Below are 23,244 nucleotides of genomic sequence, written 5' to 3'. Positions count from 1 at the left end.
TATTTCATAAGGTTATATGATGGTATTGATTCTGCATAAGTATCCGCATCTACCTCTACACCAGCAACGTATTGAAGGAGAGAATGATGACGGAGTCAGACAATATTTCAGTCGCGATCTTAGCCACTGACGGGTTCGAACAAAGTGAGCTGATTAAACCTAAGCAGGCGCTTGAAAGCGCTGGATTTAATGTTGATATCATTTCATTAAAAAAGGGAGATATTACCGCTTGGGATGAAGACAATTGGGGTGAGAAAGTCGCCGTTGATTTAACCTTGGATGAAGCCATACCCAGTAAATATGCGGGGCTCGTTTTACCAGGCGGGTTATTCAACCCAGACAGACTAAGGCAGGAGAAATCTGCGGTTAAATTTATTCAGGCCTTTTCACAGTTTGGAAATAAGCGTCCAATTGCGGCGATATGCCACGGCCCTTGGCTGTTAATCGAAGCCCAGTTGGTAGAGGGAAAAACGCTTACCTCTTTCCCAAGTATCAAAACCGATCTTAAAAATGCAGGCGCAGACTGGATTGACCTTAAAGTTGCGGTAGACGACAACTTGATCACAAGTCGCAATCCAAATGATCTTGATGCTTTTAATGAAGCAATTATTGAGGCTCTGCAACAAGATACTATCAATTAATCGAAAGAGTGGGTTTGTGCCGTTTCAAGTAGACGCTAATTGATATAAATAAGGAGAAGATAATGTCAGACATAAAGAAAACTTTTTGGGAAGCGCTAGACAGCAGCCCCAATGTGATGATTGGTTTGAGTGATGACAATAATCACCATGAGCCAATGCGAGCACAGTTGGATAAAGACGCCAACGGCGAGTTTTGGTTTTTTACCAGCAAAACAAATCGTATTGCTAAGTGTGGCAAAGCAACCGCACAATTTTCCAGTAAAGGGCATAATGTATTCGCTTGTATTCGCGGACACTTAATCGAAGAAACAAGACAAGACGTACTTGATGCCCATTGGTCAAGGCAGGCAGAGAGTTGGTTTGAAAAGGGTAAAGATGACCCAGAGCTTATCATGCTCCGATTTGAACTGGACGATGCTGAAATTTGGCATGTTAGCCCTGACTTGAGCGGCTTATTAAAACTAGCCGTGGGCAAAAATGTGGAACCGGAAGAAATGGGTGAGCGAGAAACCATCCGCTTTAGGTAGCTATATCACCCAATGTAAAGAAACAACTAGGGCGCAAAGACGGTACTTGTTTTTGCGCCTTAATTGCTTCCATTCTCTCAAAAATGTTCCCAAACGTATTGTTAGTAGTTTAAATATTTAGGACTTAGGGGAATTCTCTGGACAACGGCTAACACTGTGATAACAATGAATGTATTGATTTAAAAGTAAGCTGTTTTAGCGAATTCAGGAGTTTACATGGCCACCGAGGGTACCTTTGATAATTGGCAACACGCCTTATCTGCCAGTTACGAGCAATTAATCAATCAACTTGTGACTCATACTCCGCAACTATTGGGCGCGGCACTCATGCTGTTTGTCGGTTGGATAGTGGCTTGGCTATTGAGCAAGCTGACTATTTCGTTATTTAAGCTTTGCAATCGTGCATTGGCGGGTTTAAGTCAACGAGTGCAAACCGAACAAACGCTTCAGCTAAATCTAAAACACGCTCGATTAATAGGGAAAACCGTGTTTTGGGTCACGATGATGTTTTTTATCGCAGCGGCCACATCCAGCCTTGGCTTAAACTTCTTCAGTGATTGGATCTCCTCGCTACTCAGTTACTTACCAAATCTACTCGCTGGGATATTTATTATTGTTGGTGGTTATCTGCTTGGCAATTTGGCCAGTGCCATGGCAAGAGCCGGAGCGCAGTCCGTTGGGTTTGCGCGAGTTGAAGTCGCGGGTAACATAGCCAAGCTCGCGATTCTATTTACCGCAACGGTAATAGGTATTGAGCAATTAGGGATCAATATTCAATTTGTGACCAATATGGTGGTGGTGCTGACAGGCGTATTGTGTGCGGGAGTTGCATTGGCTTTTGGTCTTGGGAGTCGAGAGCTAATCGCAAATACTGTTGCGGCAAAACAAGCGCTGCGTCACTGTCGAATTAACGATCAAATTGAAATTGCAGGCGTTTCAGGCACGCTCACCGAAATCACGGCAACGATGTTAGTGATTGAAACCCAAAAAGGGAGAACCCTAATACCGGCAAGGCAATTTTTAAAGGACTCGGCACATATTACCGCGACACACAGTCATTCAAGTAAGCAGTAGGGAGGGCTCTATGTCAGCGTTAAACCTCAAAATTGCGCAACACTTTTTACAAGAAGAGCCAGCAGGCGCCGCGCGCTTACTTTCTTTGCAAACGCCAGATGTCGCTGCTGAGTTACTAAAAACGTTACCAAATGAAGTTGCTTTAAACGTACTTAAAGTCATGCAGCCTCGCAGTGCAGCGGAAATTCTGATAACGCAAACGGATGTGGATATTGCGAGATGGCTAGGTAAAATGAAGTTGGCTGATATTGCTGCTATCTTAAGGCATTTACAGGACGAAGAACTTGCTCGTTTTCTTAATCTCATTTCAGTAAGACGACAAACTCTCTGTAAGATGTTAATTAGCTACCCTGATTATACTGTGGGAGCGTGGGTTGAGACGGACGTATTAATTCTTGAAGAAACAATGACAGTTGAGGAGTCACTGCTGCGCTTAAAAAAACGTGACTATATCGGGTTTACGCTAGTTTATGTGGTAAATCAGCATCGCCATGTGGTGGGTCAGCTATCACTAACTCATTTGCTTCGCAAAGCGCCGCAACAGAAAATTGCAGATTTAATGGATACTCACGTTGTTTCTCTAAGTGGTTATACCGAGTTGCATAGTGCATTGAAATCGCCCGTTTGGGCGCAACAAGATCAGGTTGCGGTTGCTAATCGAAGTGGTGATTTTATTGGGGTATTGCCACATCACAGGGTGAGAAGTGCACTTGTCAGAATGGATGAAACACAAGACAAGCCAAGCGAATCTTTAGATTTGTTAGATGCCTACACCAGTTCGTTTGCCAGTATGTTAGATACATTGGTGCCAGTTAAGGTCAAGGGGAAATAAGCGATGAGCGTAGCAAAAGATACATTAGATTCAGCGGTAGAGCAGCTCAGTGATGAGTTTTTAAATAAGTTTCCGCTCAAAAGTGCGCAGCTCCTTGGCACTTTACCTCCAGATGAAGCCGCTGAATTATTACAACAGCAGGCACAACATATCATTTATCGTTTATGGAAATATTTGCCGCCGGGAGCCGCTGAACAAATTTTCCAGCAATTCCCTGTGGATTATCAAGCACAATTTATCGCGAGCCTAGATAGCCATATTGCGGTCGGGCTTTTGAATAAACAGTCGCAGGAGGCGCAGCAGGTACTACTTGCTAAATTAAAGGAGCAGCATTCAACCATAGCGAATGAACTTAGTGAGTTGCTGGTTTTTCCTGAAAATGCCGCTGCGAGAATGATGAACAAAAAGGTGCAAGCGTTTTACTCAGATACAACACTACGTGAAGTGCTCGCGCAGCTGAAGCGATTAGACGGTAAAGTGCCAGACGTCATCTACGTATTAAACGAGCAGCAGGATTTAGTGGGTGAGACTACACTCAATATCTTAGTGGGAAGCTCCTCAAGTAAAACACTAATGCAGGTTGCGACGCCGATCCGAGTCACGTTAAATGTGATGGATCATAAAGATCAGGTCGTGGAAGCGTTTGAAGGGCACAAAGTGCGAGCAATTCCAGTACTTGATGCGCAGCAACAGCTAGTTGGGCAGATCCGATTTTTTGATGCCTATCAGTCAACCAAAGAAGATTTAGCGAGTGATATGCAGACCATGGTAGGTGCAAGTAAAGACGAAAAAGCCCTATCAAGTAGTTGGTTTGCAGTAAAGAAACGGCTTCCGTGGTTACAAATTAACTTGTTAACCGCATTTGCAGCCGCTGCCGTAGTGGGGGCATTTGAGGGATTGATTGCTCAAGTTACCGCTTTAGCTATTTTGCTGCCAGTAGCAGCTGGGCAGTCGGGTAACGCAGGGGCTCAAGCTTTGGCTGTAACGATGCGAGGCTTAACACTACGAGAAATTTCAACGCGACACTGGTATCAGGTGATGCTAAAAGAAATGATGGTTGGGCTGTTAAATGGCATAGCAATAGCGGTTACTTGTGGCATTGGCGTATATTTGTGGAGTCAATCACTCGGCCTTGCACTTGTTATTGCGCTGGCGATGATATCGTCTCTTGTCATTGCGGGAAGCTCAGGTGCCATTGTACCAATAGCATTGAAAAAATTTGGACTCGATCCTGCGCAATCTTCATCAATTGTACTTACGACAATTACAGATATAGCGGGTTTTATGTCATTTTTGGGGATTGCGTTGTTACTGTCAGATATGTTGCCGAAAGGCTAAGTGAGGAGTGGGGGAGTTCGTAGAGCTAGTGCAGGCACTAGCTCTGAGCAATACGTATTAGTTAACTACTACGTTGCTTGCTTGAGGACCTTTCTGGCCTTCTTCAACTGTGAAAGACACTGATTGGCCTTCAGTTAAAGTTTTGAAACCGTCAGAAACGATAGCACGGAAATGTACGAATACATCTTTACCGCCGTTTTCTTGAGTGATGAAACCAAAACCTTTCTCTTCGTTGAACCACTTAACTGTGCCGTTTACTGTGTTAGACATAATTGAAACCTTTTTCAAAAAATTAAATATGTGGTGAAAATCACCGATAAAGCGATAGATAAAACTTAGCTAGTAACGCATTGGTATATCTATAAACGACTTTTTAAAAAAAAGAGTATCAAGAAAAAACAGTGCAGCAGTAGTAAGTGCTCTAAGTATCTAAAGCCTGCATATAGTATAGCGTTCTGACGGCGCTGTCCAATGAAGTTTGCAACTTTTTTGTTTAAAAAGTGAGCAAAAATGAATTTTGAGCGGATTTATTGGTGTAACTTTGATTGGAATGGACGAATTTGAAAGATGTGTTTTCTAGTCTTGTGTGTTTAAAAGCTACTGTTGTATAAGACTTCACTTAGCGGTATTTGAGTGAATACCTATTTGCTCGGAAGCGCTAAGATATAACGCTTCCAAACTTTTAACTACTTGTATCTGTTGATCTCGACTCGGATCACCCCATCTTCGGGCGTTGAATTAAAATAGAAGGGGTGATCTTGCCAGCGTTCATCACTCCCAAATATTTCACCAACAGCCGCTGCGGTTTCGATTGGTTCGTCTTTATTGATATATATATCCACTCGACAGGCCGTTTCACGGCAATCAATATTAGTTACGCGCAGCTTGTTTAGGATTTCGTTTTCCATGAAAAAATAATGAATTTGATCGGAAAATTCGAATGCCCAGGTTTCGTCTACAGATTGCTCGTTAAACCCTTTATCTTTTGAAGGCGTGATTGTTCTTTCGTCACTTTCTTTAGGTGTTTTAATTTCAGTATATTGGTTAGTGCTATTCTCATCTGCAAACTTACCATTAGGCTTTGGCTTGCTGATAGCTACTTCTTCGAGGTGTGGCTTTACATTGTCGGAAGCCTTAATGTTGCTGGAGAGAGCAGCGATACGCTCCTCCAAATTATCTCGCTCAAGCTCTAAGTCTGAGATTACCGTATTCAGATAGATAGAGTAAGCAGCTAATAAAATAGTCCCTATTGCTGTAAGGTATCGCATAGTAAATCCTTGTTTATTTTGTAATTATTGTATTTTTAATAGTTTTTATATCATTCAGTCATAGTAAACGGAACTGAGCTAATAGTGTTTTAGTTTCTAAACTATCAAATTGCCCACCAATATGCAGTATGTGTTGGCTAGATTTGTTAAAGATAAAAAGCTCATCAAAACTACGAGTGTTGTTGGTCAGCGATACGGCCAGCCAGTCTCCAGTGTTAAATATGGCAATGTCGTTAGGTGATGGAAGCTCATGGACTTGATAGGCAATATTGTAATCAATGGCTGGCTTATCTTTGTTTTTCAATGCGATAAAATAAGACGCAAGATCAAGTTCATACTTGCTATGTAGACCACCGGTAATATTCTCAGCCGTTTGTAACTGAAAAATGAGTTCGCCATGCTCCGTTGTGACGGTGAATGAGGGGTTTGGGCTTAACGCTGGCAATAGATGATAACTAGATACCTAACAACAAAAGCCATTACGGCTTTTGTTGTTGATCTGTTTTATGTATTACCTCATCGCCGTCATCTTCATCATCATCTTCCTGTTCGGGCCGTTGATTCTCTACAAAAATGGTGGCGAATAAGGTAGTTACAACACAAGAAAGCAGAATACTTTTTGCGTAGGGGTAACTTTTGTAAACCCAATTCCAGCTCCAGAAGGGCTTAGCCGTTGCTTCTGAGACGCCAAAGATATAATCCATATTTCGGAACAAGTTTTCTACAAACGCGGCTGAGTCTACAATGATAAATAACATGTAGATACCGTACAATAAAATGTCGGCATGGGTAATGTAAATGGCCCGCCAGTTATTTGGTTGGAAGCGGCGCATAAACAATAAAGAGTACATCACTCGTTTTCTTAGTATTAAAAGAACCGGTACATCAACACAGAAGTGCATTAAATAAATCATAAAATTCTTTTTATACGGCGGTTCCTCTCGCATATAGATGTCAATCAACTCAAATAAGGCAAACTCGATTATGGTAAAGAGAAATATCACCGTGATGATATGCACGATATTTACTTGATTTCTATAACAGGTAGCAAGAGTCGTCATCACGACAAGAGTAGCTATACCATAAAACAACTCTGTATTGAGATGTATATATGACAATAACCCAGTAAACAGCAATGCTGCAATATAGAAGAGCCAAGACGTTTTCATTATTTATTCCTTGCTGTCCTTTACTCGTTTAGTATTATTTCAAACTTTCGTCTTAGCATGAAGAGAGTTAGCTTAAACAGATAACATTGTGAAGTCACAAGGTATCGTGCTTTACCCTCTTGGATCTTCAAATTGGTGTCCACCAGAACCCCCATTGACACGCTTCAAATCTCTATCGTTTATTAGTAATCTTGTTTCACCGTGCATACTCGCAGCACCTGTATCTTCATGTTGGTGTCCTCGATAGCCCCGATTGTTCTGCTGCAGGTCCTGACAATTCAGCACAGAACTGCACTGATTGTAAACATATTCACTCTGCAAGTTTTTATAATGTTCTAAACCTGAACCACCCACTATTCGGTACAGTTGTGACTCCGCCATAGTATTACCGTTGCGATAGCACTGAGTTGCTACAGCGCGATGTTTGTTACGACTAGCGTGATTAAGTAAGCGCACGCGAATGCCTCGTTTAATTTTACTCACAAATTGTTTTATCGTGATAAAGCAAAAGGTTAGTGTGCCTGCTGTCACATTTTTGAATAGCTGCATGTTGATTTCCCTTCAGGATTATTTTCGGTGTTTTGGTTAGCACTACTCTATCGCGAAACGTCAAAAATGAGAATAACTTGTTGCTTATTTTGTAAACAAGTGAAACTAAAAATATTGTATTAAAAGGTGGATGTTAACACACTAATCTTCCTGACCTTTTTGGTTTTTGCGCTTTTTTGTAGGAGAAGGGCTTTCTCGCCAGAGCTTTACGTCTTGCATCTTTGTGCGTAGGTCCATAAAGTAGTCTGTAATTGGATTAACATCCATACCACAGTATGTACTCCATTCTAAAAAGTACTCGAATGAAAATTTCCGAATACCTTTTTCATACTCTTCATAGGTTTGTCGCCGGATCCCTACTAAGTCAGCCATCTGCTGGGTGGTTTTATCAGCCGACATGCGCAGTCTTCGAAGATCATCACCTGTACACTTAAATCGGGTTCTGCCCACTCACTTAATCCTTTTTCACTCGGGCTCGCGGATATGCGAAAGTTAAATTTTAACGCTGTTACTGTTTCTATTTTGTAAAATTTGGATTGTAACCGCATGTACCAAATTTGCAAGCTTGTTTTGTTTTTATGTTGCTAAAATGATTTTATTAAAATGTAAGTTATTGAATGATGGTGTTTATTTAAATTTTTGTTGTGAATTTTTTTGTTCGACAGAATTTTCAGGCGAAGTTTTTGATAAGCTCAGCTTTATAGAATATCGGTTGGTGACAAGGATTATTATATGGATTACTTACGTCAGTATAACGATCTTAATATTTATTATGAGGCGTTAAAAAAAGCAAGTAAGCAAGGCTCAGATGTGCCAGAGTCCACGGCTAAATGGTTAGCGTTAGTGGAGACCACACTATTTGAGCTACAAGAGCTTGCCTATATGGAGAAAGCATATATGCAAAAGTCTAAAACAATGAGTAATTTAGTCGACCTTGTTTATGCCAGTGCACCAACGATGGAGTAGTGTTTTTAAGCTAAGTATTTTCGGTGGAGGGGATGTGCATTACTGGCATCCCCTTTTTTAAAATAGGTTAGCAGTTTATTTTACTGGGGGGATTTCAAACTGCGATAAAATAAAGTGGTAACGCGCTCTTCTGGTAGCCAATTAGCATAGTTAAGATTAAGTACTTGTAGCGGACGCGCGGCTACAACTTCTTCCAAGCTTGTATTATTTTTCATTGCATCTAGCATAATCGTTTTCGCTTTTTGTAATAGTGCCAGATAATCTTGTAAACTTTGTTTATCTGTTACAGGGCCATGGCCTGGTATGACGGTGGTCTTGTCGCCTATTTTCTCTATCACATCTTGTACTGCTGCAATTATCCCGTTTAAGGAGCCGCCGCTGTCGACATCGACAAAAGGTAAGCTGCCTAAATTAAAATAGATATCGCCCATATGTACGGCATTTGCTCGGTCAAAAAAGATCACTGCATCGCCATCGGTATGGGCGTGATGATAATGCCACAAGTGAGCATGCTCTTGGTTAAAGTGGAGCTTCATATCACTGCCAAACGTCAAGGTTGGCAAGTAGTCAGAACCGTCACCATGTTTTTGTTCTAACCGCTTATATACATTGTGATGCGCGATAACATGGCTGCCCGCTTGTGCGAAATTTTCGTTGCCTCCTGTATGGTCGCCATGATGATGGGTATTAATAACAAACTCAGGTGCATTGGGTTGGATTGTTTTGATTTTTGCTTTAATTTGTTCACTGAGTTTAGCGAACTGATCATCGACGATATAAACGCCATCTGAGCCCGAACTTATGGCAATATTACCGCCTTGCCCAAATAGCACATGAAGGCCCCTTGCAACCTCTTGCAACTTAAACTCAACGTCATCAGCTTGTGCGTTTGAAATGTTTATCAATCCAAGCGCGATCGCAGTGAATGAATTTCTTACTAATTTAATCATGATCCATCCTTTTTGTTCTATTTTTTGTTTATTTCTATAAAGCAGTGGCTTAAGGTGTTTTATCATACGTGCAGATTCATTCGTCTGCCGCTGCTGCGTTGTCTATTACCTGCCTCAATGCTGCATCCATCTTTAGGATAAAATCTTGTTTAAATGGATATTTTTCTTCAAACCCTTTTAAGTACCCAATGTGGGCAGTGCGACGCATTACTATTTTATCTTCAACAATATTACTGGTGTTTAAACTTGGTGTTATCTGCGACATTTTATTAATACCAAGTAAAGTGGAAAGCCGATCATTGACGTAACAATCAACGCGCCCACGTGCGAGCTTTTCGATATTTGAACGTGTGCTTTTGTTTTCCCAAAGTTGAATAAGTCCTTGTTTTTGCGCTTCCATTAGGCTTTCATCTAAGATGATATAACCGGCATTAATGCCAATATTAAGTACTCTTTCTGGTTTTACATGAGGCAAGTGCTTTAAGGTGATCCCTTGATTGCAAAAGGCAACCACCACCTCTTCTTGAAGGGGAATGGAATACGGCCAGATATAGGGGCGTTTTTTGATATGAATATAAGGTGGCATTAATGCCATTGCTTCGCCAGATGCCATCGAGGAAACGCCTCGCTTCCATGGTACCGCTTGCAAGTTAACTTGATATTCATGACTCAGCAAACGCGCTGCTTGCTTTACAATATCGACATAGATGCCGTAAAGCTCGCCGTTAATTTGATAACTATAAGGTGGATAAGCATCGTCGACCAAAATGGTTACCTTGATAGGTGCTGAGTATTCAGGTTTATGGGGAACGGCGTTAGATAAGAGCGGCAGAAAAATACAGCAGCAAATAAAAACCAAGCGAAATAAATTCATTTTTCACTTATGTACGTAGTAGTCATTTTTTAAATATAGCCAACAAATAGCGAGTTTGTTAGGTGAGGGTACTAAACTTGTGTTATGGAGAGCTTAGGCTATAAATTCACAGTATTTACGTATTTGATATGCTTCACCAATGCTTAGATTGAAGCACTTAGGTATTGATACTGCTAAAAGTATATTTAGATCTTTTTAGGACAGATGTGTACTAAAGAAAGTTAGTTGAATAGTTTGGCAAGAGGTAGTCAAAGGAGGCTAAAGCCTCCTTTGTTTAATGTGACCGATGACTACAGTTTATTTTCAGCGAGTGCGATAAAGAAACTATAACTTAATGCGACATCGTGGATACGCTTAAAGCGACCAGACGCACCACCGTGGCCGGCTTCCATATCAGTTTTTAGAAGCAGTAGATTATCATCTGTTTTGTATTCGCGTAGCTTAGCGACCCATTTCGCAGGCTCGAAGTACTGCACCTGAGAATCATGCAAACCCGTGGTTACAAGCAGGTTTGGATATGCTTGGGCTTTAACTTGATCGTAAGGTGAGTAAGACAGCATGTAATCAAAATACGTCTTCTCATTTGGGTTGCCCCATTCGTCGTACTCATTTGTGGTCAGCGGTAGCGTTTCGTCCAGCATGGTATTGATCACGTCAACAAATGGTACAGCTGCGTGTACACCATCGTATAGTTCCGGCGCTTGGTTAATGACTGCACCCATTAATAGGCCACCTGCGCTGCCACCTCTGGCATAAATACGTGAAGCATCCCCATACTTTTGCTCAACGAGTGCTTTTGTGACATCAACAAAGTCGTTAAAGGTGTTCTTTTTATTTAATTTTTTGCCGTTATCATACCAAGGACGGCCAAGCGTTTCTGAACCACGAATATGCGCAATAGCATAGACAAAACCACGATCTAAAAGGCTTAAACGGCTTATAGAGAAAGTTGGCTCAACATTAGAACCGTATGAACCATAACCGTATTGTAGTAGCGGGTTAGAACCATCTTGCTTAAACTTATCTTTACGATAAACAATTGAAACCGGTACTTTTATGCCGTCACGTGCGGTGATAAAAATACGTTCAGATTGGTAGTTTTCAGGTGCAAAGTCACCCAATACTTTGTCTTGCTTTAATAGTGTTTTGTCTAAACTAGCAAGGTCGACATCATACACAGAAGCCGGGGTCGTCATACTCTGATAACCAATTCTTACTGCGCCTGCGTCTAAATTTGCATTACCAGTTAAATACACTGCGTAAGCCGGGTCGTTAAAGGTTAAACGCTTGCTTTCGTTATTATCTAAATTTAATACGGTGATTTGGCTAAGGCCATTTTCACGCGTTTCGTAAACAAGGTGCTGATTAAATAGCTCAAAGCTATCTAGTTTTGCATCGGCATTGTGCGGTACAACGGTTTGCCATTTTGAAATATCACTTGCATCACTGGCTTTAACGCGCATCAGCTTAAAGTTCACGGCACCTTTGTTGGTGTGGATATAGTACCAGTCGCCAAGTTTAGCAATGCTATATTCATGACCACTTTCTCTTGGAATAAAGCGCTCAGGAGTTGCTTTTGCATTATCTGCGTCTAGTAAAGAAACACCTGATGCCTCGGTGCTGGAATGGTGAATGTATATTTTGCTCTTGTCTTTACTCTTTGAGATATAGGTGTAATAGCTGTTATCTTTTTCTTCGTAAATCAGTTCATCTGTGCTTTGCGCTGTGCCTAGAGTATGACGGAATACTTGATAACCGAGCAAAGTAACCGGATCTTTTTTGATGTAATAGATGGTCTTGTTATCGTTCGCCCAAACGATAGGGCCTGACGCACCTTCGATTGTATCGTCCAGTAACTTACCTGTTGTTAAATCTTTGATTCGGATAGTATAAATTCGACGACTTACTGTATCTTCAGCAAAAGCTAATAGATTTTCGTTGGTTGAAACGGAAATACCACCAACACCGTAGTAGTTTTGACCTTCAGCGCGGATATTCGCATCAAAGATAGCTTCCGCATTTTTACCATCTTTGTGTTCACTGCGGTAATAAGTGAAGTATTCTTTGTCACCCTCAGTGGCACTAAAATAATAATAACTGCCGTTTAGTACCGGCACGCTGCGGTCATCTTTAACCACTTTGTTCTTTATTTCTTCAAATAAGGTTTGTTGTAGTTGCTCTGTGTTTACGAGCTTGCTGTCGGTATAGGCATTTTCTTTGGTTAAGTGTGACAGCACCTTTTCATTGCTTCTAGTATCGTCACGTAGCCAGTGATAATTATCGACAAGTTCTTGACCGTGAATGGTCGTCTTGTGTGGGATCTTTTCTGCAACTGGCGCCACAACGGCTGCGGACTGTTCTGCTTTAACGTCAGATGTTGCGTTTTGAGATGGCGCTTCTTGACAACCAAGTACAGCAACCAAAGATGCTGCTACTAATGTAAATTTAAATTTCTTCATTTTTATTCTTCTGTAATAAATCAATCCATCCATCGAGTCTATCTAGTTCTTATTATAAGGACAACTAATTGAGACGATATTTTATAACAATTGTAGAGACTGGGTTTAGCCATTCGAAACGTAAGCGACTTAATTAATATCAAAGCGGCCAACCAAACGCTCTAAGTCTTTGGCTAAGCTAACTAATTGGTCAGCACCTGCGTTTAATGCTGCCGTTTCTTCTCCGACTTGTCGTACGGAAACATCCACCGAGTCAATCAAACGTCTAGTGTGGCCTGCATTTTCTCCTTGTAATGAGGCTTGTGACGCTATATTTGAAACCGAAGTTTTAATTCTTGACACTGCCTGAGCGATATCAGTAAACGCTTGCTGAGCGCTTTGTGATTGTTTGATAGCCGTCTCAGACTCGCCTACGCTCGACGTCATTTGGGCCGATACCGTCCTCGTTTGTGCGATGAGGTTAGTTAACACTTGCTCTATTTCCTGTGTGGCGTCATGTGAGCGCTGCGCAAGCGTTCTTACCTCATCAGCAACCACTGCAAAGCCCCGACCTTGTTCACCTGCACGGGCAGCCTCAATCGCTGCATTTAATGCCAAAAGATTAGTTTGCTCTGCGATAGAACGGATCACCCCTAAAATATTAGTGATATCTTGGCTTTCACTTTCGAGTTGGTTCATGGCGCTGGCGGACTCAGCCAACGAATGATTAAGCCTCGCAACCTGCGATACGGTACTTTCTATTGTGCTGTTACCACGCTGAGCGTGATCGTCCGCAGTGACGACATCCTCTAAAGTATGACTGCAGCTTTCACTAATTTCGGTGGCAAGCTGCTCCACGGTTTCGGTAGTCGTAGTCGCGCTGGCGGAGTCTTCGGCCTGCGTATGGCATTGATTACGGATGTCGTTGATACTTTTTTGTGATCCTAACGCAGCATCATTCAATGTCGAGGCATTGCTTTGAATATCTTTTACGAGCGAGTTAATTGAGTCCAAAAATTTATTGAACCACGCGGCCAGCTCCCCAATTTCATCATGGGTAACGACTTTTAAACGTTTAGAAAGATTGCCTTCACCTTGTGCTATCTCTTTTAAGCCTTCAGACACCATTTCAATAGGTTCAACTATCTTATTGGCAAGCGTTATTGCAATGATAATAAACAGAATTACCATGATGAACGCGATAATAGTGATACTAATCGTCATATCGTAAGCTGAAGCCAAGATTTCATCTTCATCAATCACCGCGATAAATTGCCAGCCAAGAGTGTCGGAGCGATAAATCTTAGCGTCATAGGTTTTGTTATCAGTTTCAATGGTAAGGTAGGGTTCGTTTGTGGCGTTTCGTATAGCCTCGTAGAGTGGGCTAGTGAGATCTTTAATGTGTTTAAAGTTGTTATTTTTATTTTTAGGATCGGCAAGTACAGTGCCGTCGGCATCAAGGAGGATTAAATACCCAGACTCCCCAAGACGAATATTGCTAACAATATCGGTCAGTGTAGCGAGTGTTACATCTAATGATTGCACGCCAATCACTTTGCCATCATGCTTTATACCTGTGGCAACCGAGACCATGGCTTGCCCCGTTACCCCTTGATAAGGCTCGGTAAGGATAACTTTGCTTGGATCTTTTGAAGCATTTTGATACCAAGGGCGTTTTCTTGGATCGTAATCGCCAAGGGGCTCTGCAGGATACTGAATAAAACCACCGGAACCAGTGCCAAGATACACAAACAGTAATTCTTCATGGGTTTGCCCAAATGCGCGGTAAAGCTCAAAAATATTGGCTTCTGTTTGACCGTTTTGTAGCGGGGTCATGGGCTTCTCTGCACCAAAATAAGTAGTGGTATCTTGGCTTACTTGCTGCACGGCCTTAGACTCGGCGAGGAAGCGCGCATTTTTCTTCATCTGCTCAAAAAACAGTACAAAAGACTGTTCGGCTTGCCGTATCTCATTGCCGGATGCATCAAGAAATTTATCGAGAGAGTCACTTTTGGTCTGAGAAATGCTGACCACAGAAATCGCTAAAATAGGAATGATCACAGTGAGAACAAAGCTAATAATGAGCTTTTTGCGCATTTTCATACAGACAACCCTTAAATATCCGAGTGTTTTTATTATGCTCCTAGGAGGAGCGCATATTCTCAGGGCAAAATCTGAGCCACGGGTGTGGCTCGTTCAAATCCGTATTATAAACACTTTGCAGTGGTAAATTTGACCAATCAACGCGCTTCAGAAATTAAAACTAATTTTACCCCTCTAATAGGTTTAGCATTGGATCTCATGTTTTTTAAGTAATTTGTAAAAATCAGAGCGATTACGTTGCGCAAGTTTTGCAGCTTCCGATACATTCCCTTCGCAAAGCGCCAGTACTTTTTGGATGTAGTCATACTCAAATTGGCGTTTTGCTTCATTTAACCCCGTAAACGCATTCTGCTCTTTATCCTTAGGCAGGGCTTTTTGTACGATATCTTCAGTGATCATTTTACCCGGAGTAATAGCAACACAGTGCTCTACGATATTATGGAGCTGACGGATGTTACCTGGCCAATGATAATTCAACAAATGCGTAATACTTTGTTGGTTAAATTGCTTTTCGCCATCGCTAAGTGTACTTAAGAAGCGTGATGCAAGTAGTGGAATATCTTCCAATCGCTCTCTTAGACTTGGGATTTCAACAGATACCACGTTTAAGCGATAGTATAAATCTTCACGAAATTGCTTTTCCGCAACGGCGCTTTGAATGTTCTTGTGGCTTGCAGAGACAAAACGAACATTGACCTTATGCTCGGTTTGGCCGCCCACAGGACGAACGGTTCGTTCTTGTAAAACACGCAGTAGCTTAACTTGCAAATCAAGTGGCATATCGCCAATTTCGTCGAGGAATAGGGTGCCACCATCAGCTGCTTGTACTAAGCCTTCTTTGTCGCTCACCGCGCCGGTAAACGCGCCTTTTTTATGGCCGAATAGTTCAGACTCCAACAGGTGAGCGGGCATTGCGCCACAGTTAATTGCAATAAATGGGCCTTGCGCTTGGTTACTGGCCAAATGGATTGCTTTTGCTGTCACTTCTTTACCGGTACCGCTCTCGCCTTGGATAAGAATGTTTGCGTTGCTGCTGGCAAGCGCCTGAATTTGCTGTACCAATTGACGCATTGCGGCACTTTGGAATAACAATCCATGGAAGTTATTTGGATCTGAGGTTTGTGCGGTTCTTACTTTTCCTGCAAGCGCCTCATTGATGACATCGAGCATTTGCTGAGAGTCAATGGGTTTGGTTAAAAAGCTCACAAAGCCTTGCTGCATGGCGTCAACAGCGTCAGGAATCGAGCCGTGAGCGGTCATCATGACAACGGGCATGCCGGTATAATACTTCTTTATTTGCTCATTAAGTTCAAAGCCATTCATGTGCGCCATTTTCAAGTCGGTGATGACCAAGTCGATAGGCATTTGCTTGAGGATATTTAACGCTTGCGTACCGCGATGAGCTACTTCAACGTCGTAGCCGTGGCTTTCTAAACGCATCGCCAGTAGCTCGGTTAAAGATGTATCGTCATCCACTAAAAGTAACTTTGCGCCCTGTTGTGTTTGACTCATAGTGAATCCTCCTCAAGTGATGGGTTTTCAGAAAGATCGGTTTCTAAACGTTGTTTTTCTATGTCGGCAAGCTTTTGTTTCAGCTCGGCAAGCTGCTTTTGGGTTTGTAACAATTGCTCTTGGTGCTGTTGCGCCTTATTGTCAGAGTAATAATTACTGATTTTTTGCTCACGAAGGCTTTGGGTATGCCAAGCTAACGACTCAAACCAAATGTTGTAATCTTCTGGCCAGTAATCTTGTAGTTTTACTTCTTCAATGGCTTTAAGTTGCTTGGTTGTTGAGTCTGTACCGCAATAGGTGTGAATAAAGCCTTGTAAGTGCAGCGCACCTTTATAGTAATCGTTAAATGTCACGTTATGTTTTTTAGCGCACTGGCTGACTAAGGCTTTGATCACCTCAGCTAAAGGCACAAACTTAGCGCTGGTTTCTGTTTTTACAGGACCAATAAACTGCTTTGTCTGCTCGACCTTTTGCTCTGTTGTGGCACAACCACTGAGCAAAAATAGCGTGATACTTAATGCGATGTATTTCATTTTGGATCCCTTTTTGGAAAGGCGACTTGAATACTGGCGCCAGATTCTACTGATAGCCATTTCACATCGCCTTTTAATTGCTTCACACACTCAGAGACAATGGCTAAACCTAAGCCACTACCATTATTATTTTTATTTTTCTCACCACGAACAAACGGTTGGAATAATGAATCGGCCTCATTGACGTCGATGCCATCACCATCGTCACGGACTATCAGCAATACATCACCATTTCGCTCTTCAATTGAAATAGTGACATTGCTTTTAGCATGATCGATGGCATTGCTCACTAACTGAGTTAACACTAATTTGCACGGAAGATAAGGCACTTTTAGCTCATCATGATTTTGCCAGTTCACTATCACATCAGTCTTTCCTAGCTTATCGCTAAGATGCTTAGAGACTTCCTCTTGGATAAGATTCATTTCGGCGTCGTGATGTAGGCTATCGGGGTGACTGGCTGCACTATAGCTGAGCAAATCATCGATCAATGAGCCAAGCTTTGCAACAGAGTTTTCCATAATGATGAGAATACGTTGTTGTTTTGGATTAACATCTCCAAGCAATCCACTATTTAATAAGCTGCTTCCTTCGTTTAGCGATGCTAAAGGGGTTTTAAGCTCATGAGTAACATGGCGCAAGAAGGTTTCTTTTTGTTGTTGAATACGCTTAAGTTCGAGCCTTAACCAATTTAGCCTGTCACCCAATTGCTGCAATTCATGACTGCCAGAGAGTTCAACCGACTTATCAAAATTACCTTTACCTACCTCAGATACCGCAGATTCTACCTGATTAAGTTGCTGACAAATCCGGTTGATCAAAAAGATGCTGATCACGATAAGGGTGGGTAGCAAGATAACGAGACCAAACATAAACCATGTTTGCAGCTGCACGAAATGGGATTCTTGATCTGATAAGCGCTTATTAAGTGTTTGTTGAAAGCTTTCCTCGAATTGATTAAGCACCTTAACCAATTGTTGGAACTCTTCAGCTTTTGAAGTGGCATTGATTTCATCTGGCGCGAATTGTCGCCATTTAGCAACAAACAGCGAGTCGGGTAGATTTATTTTTAATAATTGAATGCGTTTTTTGGTATTTTGCCACTTCTGCTCGATGCTTTCTTGCAGTGTTTCACTTTGCAGCAGCTGATTATTTTGCAGTGCTTTTTCAAGCGCACTGATATCTGCTTTCACAAAATTGTATTCAAGAATAAGTTTTTGATTTTTATTATAAATATCCTGTGTTTTTTGTTGGTTTTTGGACAGTGCCTGGGCGTACCACAAAGTCAATGTGAGTATTGGAAGCACACCAATAAACATGGCAATAAGTGCCTGTTTTTGTAATGACTGAGAAAAAATTTTTTTCACGATGCTAAATCCTTAAAAAGGGTGCACAAATTTCAATCAAATGGTGTTGCGAGATTTGCAAAATTTTCTACCCAAAAATTTACCTGTTGCAAAGCTGCGACAATCTAACTTTAAGAAAAATAAAGACTTTTTATTTTTCGCTTTTTTAACTGTTGCCATTTAGCAACAGCCAGCCTTAATCCAACCTTAATCTTTTTAAGTGATTTAACTTAACTCATTGATAAACGGTATTTTTTCAATGTTGGCATCAAAGTTGGAATAGTTATCTTGAAAGCGAAAAACGAAACGCAAAAACAAATGCAAAATCAGTTTTAGCTTTAACAGCAAAATGTTTAACACAGAATTTAGTTTTTAATCTTACGAGGAAAGCACGATGAAAAATTTAGCAATCGCAGTATCAGCAGCAGTAATGACTTTGGCATCAGTAGGTGCACACGCAAACACGGATTTCGACAAATTAGACATGAATGGTGACGGTTACATCTCTATTGAAGAAGCAAAAGCAGATGAAGGCCTTCTTGCTCAATTCAACGAGCTAGACGCTGACCAAGACGGTCAACTAAGCCAAGCAGAATTTGATAACTACGAAGGTTAATTCGCCCAGTTATCACATCACTTTAATCGTTTAGGAGAAGATCATGAAAAATTTACTAGCAGCACTTTCAATTACAGGTATGACATTAGTTTCAGCATCGGCAATGGCGATGGATGACTTCGAAAAGTACGACACAGATGGCAGCGGCACGATCAGCATGAGTGAGGCGCAGGTTAACCCTAAGTTAGCTGAGCAATTCAAGACACTTGATGTTGACGGTAATAGCGAGCTAAGCGAGTCAGAGTACGAGCACTTTGAAGGCTAATTTGAAAGTTTGGTATCGGTGAGTCTTCGGACTCTCCGCCAAGACTAAATTTTAAGGAGAATATGATGAAAAATCTACTAGTAGCAGTTTCCCTTGCGGGTCTATCAATGGCCTCAGTTAATGCGATAGCTGGTGACGACTTTGCCAAATACGATGCCGATGGTAGTGGCACAATCAGCATGAGCGAAGCGAAAGTAAATCCCAATCTTGTTGAGCAATTTACTCAGCTAGACGGTAACGCTGACGGCGAGTTAAGTGAATCAGAATTCGCAAATTTTGAAGGCTAATCAATAGCCCTCCAATTTTATAAAACGAACAGTATTTAAATTTTTGAGGAATAAATGATGAAAAACATACTAATTGCACTTTCAATCACAGGTTTATCTTTTGCTTCTGTTAATGCAATGGCGGGTGAAGACTTCGCAGCGCTAGATACAGATCAAAGCGGCACAATCAGCATGAGTGAAGCACAAGCGCATACAGCACTTGCAGAGCAATTTAAAGCGCTAGACGCTGATGCAAATGGCGAGCTAAGCGAAACAGAATTCGCAAACTTTAAAGGCTAAACAGTAGCCCTCCAATTTTATAAAACGAACAGTATTTAAATTTTTGAGGAATAAATGATGAAAAACGTACTAATTGCACTTTCAATCACAGGTTTATCTTTCGCGTCTGTTAATGCAATGGCGGGTGAAGACTTCGCAGCGCTAGATACAGATCAAAGCGGCACAATCAGCATGAGTGAAGCACAAGCGCATACAGCGCTTGCAGAGCAATTTAAAGCGCTAGACGCTGATGCAAATGGCGAGCTAAGCGAAACAGAATTCGCAAACTTTAAAGGCTAAACAGTAGCCCTCCAATTTTATAAAACGAACAGTATTTAAATTTTTGAGGAATAAATGATGAAAAACGTACTAATTGCACTTTCAATCACAGGTTTATCTTTCGCTTCTGTTAATGCAATGGCGGGTGAAGACTTCGCTGCGCTAGATACAGATCAAAGCGGCACAATCAGCATGAGTGAAGCACAAGCGCATACTGCACTTGCAGAGCAATTTAAAGCGCTAGACGTTGATGCAAACGGCGAGCTAAGCGAAACAGAATTTGCAAACTTTAAAGGCTAATTAGAGCTGGAGAAGCAGATTTACCTGCGCAAGGGAGTGACAGAGGAAAAGGAACTGATGTCAGGGAGCAGGGAATAGAGTTCAAAGATTATGATTATTGTTGAGTTATTTGGCATCATTACTGATTTGTTCAACTAAGCGCCTTTTTTCGGGCAAGTTTAAACAAACTGGTATAAAGGAATACTTACAGCGAGGCATCGCTATCAGAATCTTTGAGCTCCAAATTGAGAGTTTGGATGTCATTAGGGAAGTAAAGTGAAGGATCATAGTCGGTAAGAGTAAGGCGGTTATTCGCACCGCACCCAAAGCTTGGCTTAATAGCCAAGCTTTTTTTGTTTGTTTTTCAGACTCTTCTGATCTTTAAATTTAACGACATCACAGTTACATTTGGAGTTTTTTACCTATTTTTTGGCAGCTAGATGCAGGAAATGTAAGTTACTTCTATCACTAATAGCTAAGTGATTGCTTGACCTGTGATCGTCACAAATAGAAAAATATAGATCAACTTAGCGCCTTTGATAAAAAATAAGTGTGATACGGCACGGTTTTAAGTGTTGCTTGGTTAACTTAACTGCATGTAATATCACTAGTAATACTTAAAACGGGGAAACAATTTCGGCGTTTGAAACCATTGAATGCTATGTTTTGACCAAATATTAAATCTTAAGGAAAAGTATGATTTTTTTACCTTTTCATAGAGTGAAAAGTGAGTCACTTCAAACTGTTATATGGGTATCTAGGCTCTTTTATATGGCAGGAGTTTTGTCGATGCTCTTAGGAGTGTTTAAGGAATTCTATAGTGTTTATCAGTGGATAGCTTCACCTATATATAGCGAGGATCGAACTCGCTGGACATCATACCAATATAGTTTAGATTTGCTACACCCAAATTGGCACTTTATATTTTTGGGGATAATTTTAGTTTTCTCTTCTTGTATTTTAATTACGTTAGTTGTTAAAAGCGAGTTGAATCTTAACAAGTAAGCTTCAGGTTGGATTTAGCATTGCGCTGACCTCTATATCTACCTTTTTCTAGTGTTACAGTCAGCTCATACATTTTTGCAAACAAAAAAGTCGCCCGAGGGCGACTTGGAAACGTGACATCATGTAAAAACAGGGAGAAGAGACCTCAATCGATTATTTATTTTCGATGAGATTGCCTTTGCCAATTTCAATCTTTCTCGGCTTGAGTGCTTCTGGAATTTCGCGCTCAAGGTCGATGACTAACAGGCCGTTTTCAAGTCCTGCGCCAATCACTTTGACGTGATCGCCAAGTTGAAATTTACGCTCAAAGTTACGCTCTGCGATACCTTGATGGATAAATTTACGCTCAGCTTTGTCTTCTTTGTTTTGCTTTTCGCCTTTCACTGTCAGGGTATTGTTTTCTGACTCAAGGCTAAGCTCTTGCTCGGTAAACCCGGCAACAGCCATGGTAATTTGGTATTTGTCTTCACCGGTGGCTTCGATGTTATATGGCGGAAAGCTTGGTTGCTTTTCGTTGCGTGATGCTGCATCCATTAACTGTGCTAAATGGTCAAAACCGATGAATGAACGATAAAGTGGAGATAGGTCTACTGTACGCATAATTTGTATCCTCATAAAGCGATAATTAAGCTATTTATTGCTTGTATTAAAGCCAATAAATAGCATATAAAACATTTACTTAGTTTGGGTTGGGACCCTGTCGGCGTCCTCACAATACTATCTATGGACGAGGCAAATATTTTTCAAGAAACTTTTTTAAAAAAGTTTTTATTTACCTGAATTTTATAAGATTCTTTTTCAAGAAAATTGTCTTTGCAGGTAAAGAAGCACCATCTGATGCCTCTTTTTTATTGCGTCATTTAGGACTTAAGTTTTGCTGTCTCAACATAGAGACTTGATCAAACCCTATTCCCCAGTCGTCAGTTTCAACTTCTTCTATAACGACAAAAGTAACATGTGGCGCTTTATCAAGGACATCCACCATAAGCTGAGTTGCACCTTTTATTAAGGCTTGCTTCTGAGCAGGCGTAACGCCTTCCTTCGTGATTTTAATATTGATGATTGGCATTGGTTATCTCCTACAGATCATCATACATTTTGTTGACGATACGCCATTGTCCATCTTCTTTAAGTAAACCAATAAAGTCGATATAGTGATGTTCAAACAGTGGGCAATACAGCTTGACCATTGCTTGATGGTTTACAACATCCACCGACAAAATACGGTAATTAAAAGCAGCGCTTTGGCTTTCGGGCGTTTGTCGAGATGAAACCAAATCTAGCCACTGTGATTTGGTGCGCCTCATTCCAGGAGCTTTGAGCACCGCGTCAACGTGGAAAACTGCATCCAACTTTTTAATATCTCCTTGGTGTAGCCCTTCAAAATATTGTTGAATAACCGCAGTTACTTTGTCTAAATCCTGTAGTTTGAAAATAGGCTTAGTCATATTAAGCTCATGCGTCTGTACTGTGTGCTTGTTCAGCTGCTATCGAGGCGATAAAGCTGGGCCTTGCCTCAACTGCAGCTAACATTTTGCTGACTTTTTCTGGAATGATAATGTCGACTGGAAAATAGGTGCCCCAACGCGCATATACAGCCAGCATGATATCCGCAGTGGAAACCTGATCGCCGCCTAAAAATGATTGCTGCGCTAACTTTTTCTCGACTAACACCCATAATTCGTTGATGGCAACCGCTGCCGCTTCTAAAAATGGCTGGCGTGCATGCTCATCAGCGATTGCGCCTGTGGCAAAAAACAGACGATTGTAAGCCGGGTGCATAGTAGCATTGGCAAACAGAATGTTTTCCATCGCTTGTTGCTTTTGAAGAACATTAGCTTGAGGAAGAAGGTTATTTTCGTGTTTATTGAGTAGATAAAGTAGGATTGCAGCGCCTTCTACTAAGCAGTTTTCGCCATCGTTAAGAACCGGGATTTTACCTGTTGGGTTAATGGCTAAAAAGTTATCAACACCGCGTTTGTCAACCAGTTCGAAGGGTTGTTTTAATTCTCTTAATATGACTTGCGTTGCTAGCGCACAAGCACCTGGTAAGTAATATAACGTATACATAATGGTTTTCCTCATTTGCTTCTTGGCTAAAAGACAAGCTCAGTGTATAAACTAGATGTTGTTTG

The 23,244-nt window shown here is 41.2% G+C and carries 29 protein-coding genes; 12 read left to right on the top strand and 17 right to left on the bottom strand.

The features are described from left to right. Positions 1–86: 86 nt before the first annotated feature. The 5 genes from L1271_RS11515 (at position 87) to L1271_RS11495 (ending at position 4,412) form a co-directional block, all read left to right on the top strand. Entirely contained in the window at positions 87–641 is a 555-nt protein-coding gene (locus L1271_RS11515) for a type 1 glutamine amidotransferase domain-containing protein (protein ID WP_102058483.1), read from the top strand. 62 nt (positions 642–703) lie between these two features. Further along, a complete protein-coding gene (locus L1271_RS11510) occupies positions 704–1,168 on the top strand; it encodes a pyridoxamine 5'-phosphate oxidase family protein (RefSeq protein ID WP_010369644.1) in 465 nt (154 codons plus the stop codon). Positions 1,169–1,384: 216 nt separating this feature from the next. Continuing rightward, entirely contained in the window at positions 1,385–2,242 is an 858-nt protein-coding gene (locus L1271_RS11505) for a mechanosensitive ion channel family protein (protein ID WP_235367912.1), read from the top strand. A gap of 10 nt (positions 2,243–2,252) precedes the next feature. Further along, entirely contained in the window at positions 2,253–3,074 is an 822-nt protein-coding gene (locus L1271_RS11500; protein ID WP_235367911.1) for a magnesium transporter MgtE N-terminal domain-containing protein, read from the top strand. Between the two features lie 3 nt (positions 3,075–3,077). Then, positions 3,078–4,412 carry a magnesium transporter gene (locus tag L1271_RS11495; protein ID WP_235367910.1) on the top strand — a complete coding sequence of 445 codons (1,335 nt, stop codon included), beginning with the start codon at positions 3,078–3,080 and terminating at the stop codon, positions 4,410–4,412. A 57-nt stretch (positions 4,413–4,469) separates the two neighbouring features. Here L1271_RS11495 and cspE read toward each other — a convergent pair whose 3' ends face one another. The 6 genes from cspE to L1271_RS11465 all read right to left on the bottom strand — a co-directional run bounded on the left by cspE (position 4,470) and on the right by L1271_RS11465 (position 7,848). Then, positions 4,470–4,682, bottom strand: coding sequence for a transcription antiterminator/RNA stability regulator CspE (gene cspE / locus L1271_RS11490; protein ID WP_010369631.1), 213 nt, complete (start codon positions 4,680–4,682; stop codon positions 4,470–4,472). Positions 4,683–5,098: 416 nt separating this feature from the next. After that, on the bottom strand, positions 5,099–5,680 hold the full coding sequence (locus L1271_RS11485; protein ID WP_206472433.1) for a hypothetical protein: 582 nt from the start codon (positions 5,678–5,680) through the stop codon (positions 5,099–5,101). Between the two features lie 58 nt (positions 5,681–5,738). Then, positions 5,739–6,125 (bottom strand): hypothetical protein, encoded by a 387-nt coding sequence (locus tag L1271_RS11480; protein WP_235367909.1) that lies wholly within the window; start codon positions 6,123–6,125, stop codon positions 5,739–5,741. Positions 6,126–6,159: 34 nt separating this feature from the next. Then, positions 6,160–6,849, bottom strand: coding sequence for a hypothetical protein (locus tag L1271_RS11475; protein ID WP_235367908.1), 690 nt, complete (start codon positions 6,847–6,849; stop codon positions 6,160–6,162). Between the two features lie 111 nt (positions 6,850–6,960). Continuing rightward, entirely contained in the window at positions 6,961–7,398 is a 438-nt protein-coding gene (locus tag L1271_RS11470; protein ID WP_235367907.1) for a hypothetical protein, read from the bottom strand. 141 nt (positions 7,399–7,539) lie between these two features. Further along, a complete protein-coding gene (locus L1271_RS11465) occupies positions 7,540–7,848 on the bottom strand; it encodes a helix-turn-helix domain-containing protein (RefSeq protein ID WP_266069827.1) in 309 nt (102 codons plus the stop codon). A 282-nt stretch (positions 7,849–8,130) separates the two neighbouring features. Here L1271_RS11465 and L1271_RS11460 point away from each other — a divergent pair, with 282 nt between their 5' ends. Then, a complete protein-coding gene (locus L1271_RS11460; protein WP_010604282.1) occupies positions 8,131–8,364 on the top strand; it encodes a hypothetical protein in 234 nt (77 codons plus the stop codon). 80 nt (positions 8,365–8,444) lie between these two features. On the opposite strand, the gene L1271_RS11455 is transcribed toward L1271_RS11460, so the two are convergent. The 7 genes from L1271_RS11455 to L1271_RS11425 all read right to left on the bottom strand — a co-directional run bounded on the left by L1271_RS11455 (position 8,445) and on the right by L1271_RS11425 (position 18,141). Beyond that, positions 8,445–9,314: an MBL fold metallo-hydrolase gene (locus L1271_RS11455; RefSeq protein ID WP_235367905.1), complete on the bottom strand. Its 870-nt coding sequence runs from the start codon at positions 9,312–9,314 to the stop codon at positions 8,445–8,447. Between the two features lie 76 nt (positions 9,315–9,390). Beyond that, positions 9,391–10,188, bottom strand: a complete 798-nt coding sequence (locus L1271_RS11450) for a substrate-binding periplasmic protein (protein ID WP_102058492.1) — start codon at positions 10,186–10,188, stop codon at positions 9,391–9,393. Between the two features lie 290 nt (positions 10,189–10,478). Then, positions 10,479–12,647 carry a S9 family peptidase gene (locus L1271_RS11445; RefSeq protein ID WP_235367904.1) on the bottom strand — a complete coding sequence of 723 codons (2,169 nt, stop codon included), beginning with the start codon at positions 12,645–12,647 and terminating at the stop codon, positions 10,479–10,481. 129 nt (positions 12,648–12,776) lie between these two features. Further along, on the bottom strand, positions 12,777–14,729 hold the full coding sequence (locus L1271_RS11440) for a methyl-accepting chemotaxis protein (RefSeq protein ID WP_102058494.1): 1,953 nt from the start codon (positions 14,727–14,729) through the stop codon (positions 12,777–12,779). Positions 14,730–14,912: 183 nt separating this feature from the next. Continuing rightward, on the bottom strand, positions 14,913–16,241 hold the full coding sequence (locus L1271_RS11435) for a sigma-54-dependent transcriptional regulator (RefSeq protein ID WP_235367903.1): 1,329 nt from the start codon (positions 16,239–16,241) through the stop codon (positions 14,913–14,915). Next, entirely contained in the window at positions 16,238–16,774 is a 537-nt protein-coding gene (locus tag L1271_RS11430) for a hypothetical protein (RefSeq protein WP_010604276.1), read from the bottom strand. Before L1271_RS11430 ends, L1271_RS11435 begins: the two co-directional genes overlap by 4 nt. Continuing rightward, entirely contained in the window at positions 16,771–18,141 is a 1,371-nt protein-coding gene (locus L1271_RS11425) for a sensor histidine kinase (protein WP_010604275.1), read from the bottom strand. The genes L1271_RS11430 and L1271_RS11425 overlap by 4 nt, the downstream gene beginning before the upstream one ends. Positions 18,142–18,514: 373 nt before the next feature. On the opposite strand from L1271_RS11425, the gene L1271_RS11420 reads away from it, so the two are divergent. The 6 genes from L1271_RS11420 to L1271_RS11395 all read left to right on the top strand — a co-directional run bounded on the left by L1271_RS11420 (position 18,515) and on the right by L1271_RS11395 (position 20,125). After that, the gene (locus L1271_RS11420; RefSeq protein ID WP_010369619.1) at positions 18,515–18,736 is read left to right on the top strand and encodes an EF-hand domain-containing protein; all 222 of its coding nucleotides are present in this window, start codon (positions 18,515–18,517) and stop codon (positions 18,734–18,736) included. Positions 18,737–18,779: 43 nt separating this feature from the next. Next, entirely contained in the window at positions 18,780–19,001 is a 222-nt protein-coding gene (locus tag L1271_RS11415; protein WP_235367902.1) for an EF-hand domain-containing protein, read from the top strand. Between the two features lie 65 nt (positions 19,002–19,066). Continuing rightward, positions 19,067–19,288 (top strand): calmodulin, encoded by a 222-nt coding sequence (locus tag L1271_RS11410; protein ID WP_102058496.1) that lies wholly within the window; start codon positions 19,067–19,069, stop codon positions 19,286–19,288. 57 nt (positions 19,289–19,345) lie between these two features. Beyond that, the gene (locus L1271_RS11405; protein WP_102058497.1) at positions 19,346–19,567 is read left to right on the top strand and encodes an EF-hand domain-containing protein; all 222 of its coding nucleotides are present in this window, start codon (positions 19,346–19,348) and stop codon (positions 19,565–19,567) included. A 57-nt stretch (positions 19,568–19,624) separates the two neighbouring features. Next, complete coding sequence (locus L1271_RS11400) at positions 19,625–19,846, top strand: EF-hand domain-containing protein (RefSeq protein WP_010604272.1); 222 nt, start codon at positions 19,625–19,627, stop codon at positions 19,844–19,846. 57 nt (positions 19,847–19,903) lie between these two features. After that, the gene (locus L1271_RS11395) at positions 19,904–20,125 is read left to right on the top strand and encodes an EF-hand domain-containing protein (RefSeq protein ID WP_017217565.1); all 222 of its coding nucleotides are present in this window, start codon (positions 19,904–19,906) and stop codon (positions 20,123–20,125) included. Positions 20,126–21,262: 1,137 nt separating this feature from the next. On the opposite strand, the gene L1271_RS11390 is transcribed toward L1271_RS11395, so the two are convergent. From L1271_RS11390 to L1271_RS11375, 4 genes are all read right to left on the bottom strand, one after another. Then, positions 21,263–21,709, bottom strand: a complete 447-nt coding sequence (locus L1271_RS11390) for an Hsp20 family protein (protein WP_010379331.1) — start codon at positions 21,707–21,709, stop codon at positions 21,263–21,265. Between the two features lie 256 nt (positions 21,710–21,965). Continuing rightward, positions 21,966–22,178: a tautomerase family protein gene (locus L1271_RS11385; protein ID WP_095728319.1), complete on the bottom strand. Its 213-nt coding sequence runs from the start codon at positions 22,176–22,178 to the stop codon at positions 21,966–21,968. A 10-nt stretch (positions 22,179–22,188) separates the two neighbouring features. After that, a complete protein-coding gene (locus L1271_RS11380) occupies positions 22,189–22,557 on the bottom strand; it encodes a nuclear transport factor 2 family protein (protein WP_010604269.1) in 369 nt (122 codons plus the stop codon). Between the two features lie 7 nt (positions 22,558–22,564). Beyond that, complete coding sequence (locus L1271_RS11375) at positions 22,565–23,179, bottom strand: glutathione S-transferase family protein (RefSeq protein ID WP_235367901.1); 615 nt, start codon at positions 23,177–23,179, stop codon at positions 22,565–22,567. Between the last annotated feature and the right edge of the window lie 65 nt (positions 23,180–23,244).

It is taken from the genome of Pseudoalteromonas sp. OF5H-5 (assembly GCF_021530695.1).
GTDB lineage: Bacteria > Pseudomonadota > Gammaproteobacteria > Enterobacterales > Alteromonadaceae > Pseudoalteromonas.
The sequence above is the reverse complement of the archived record's forward strand: the minus strand, read 5'-3'. Positions and strand labels throughout refer to the sequence as shown.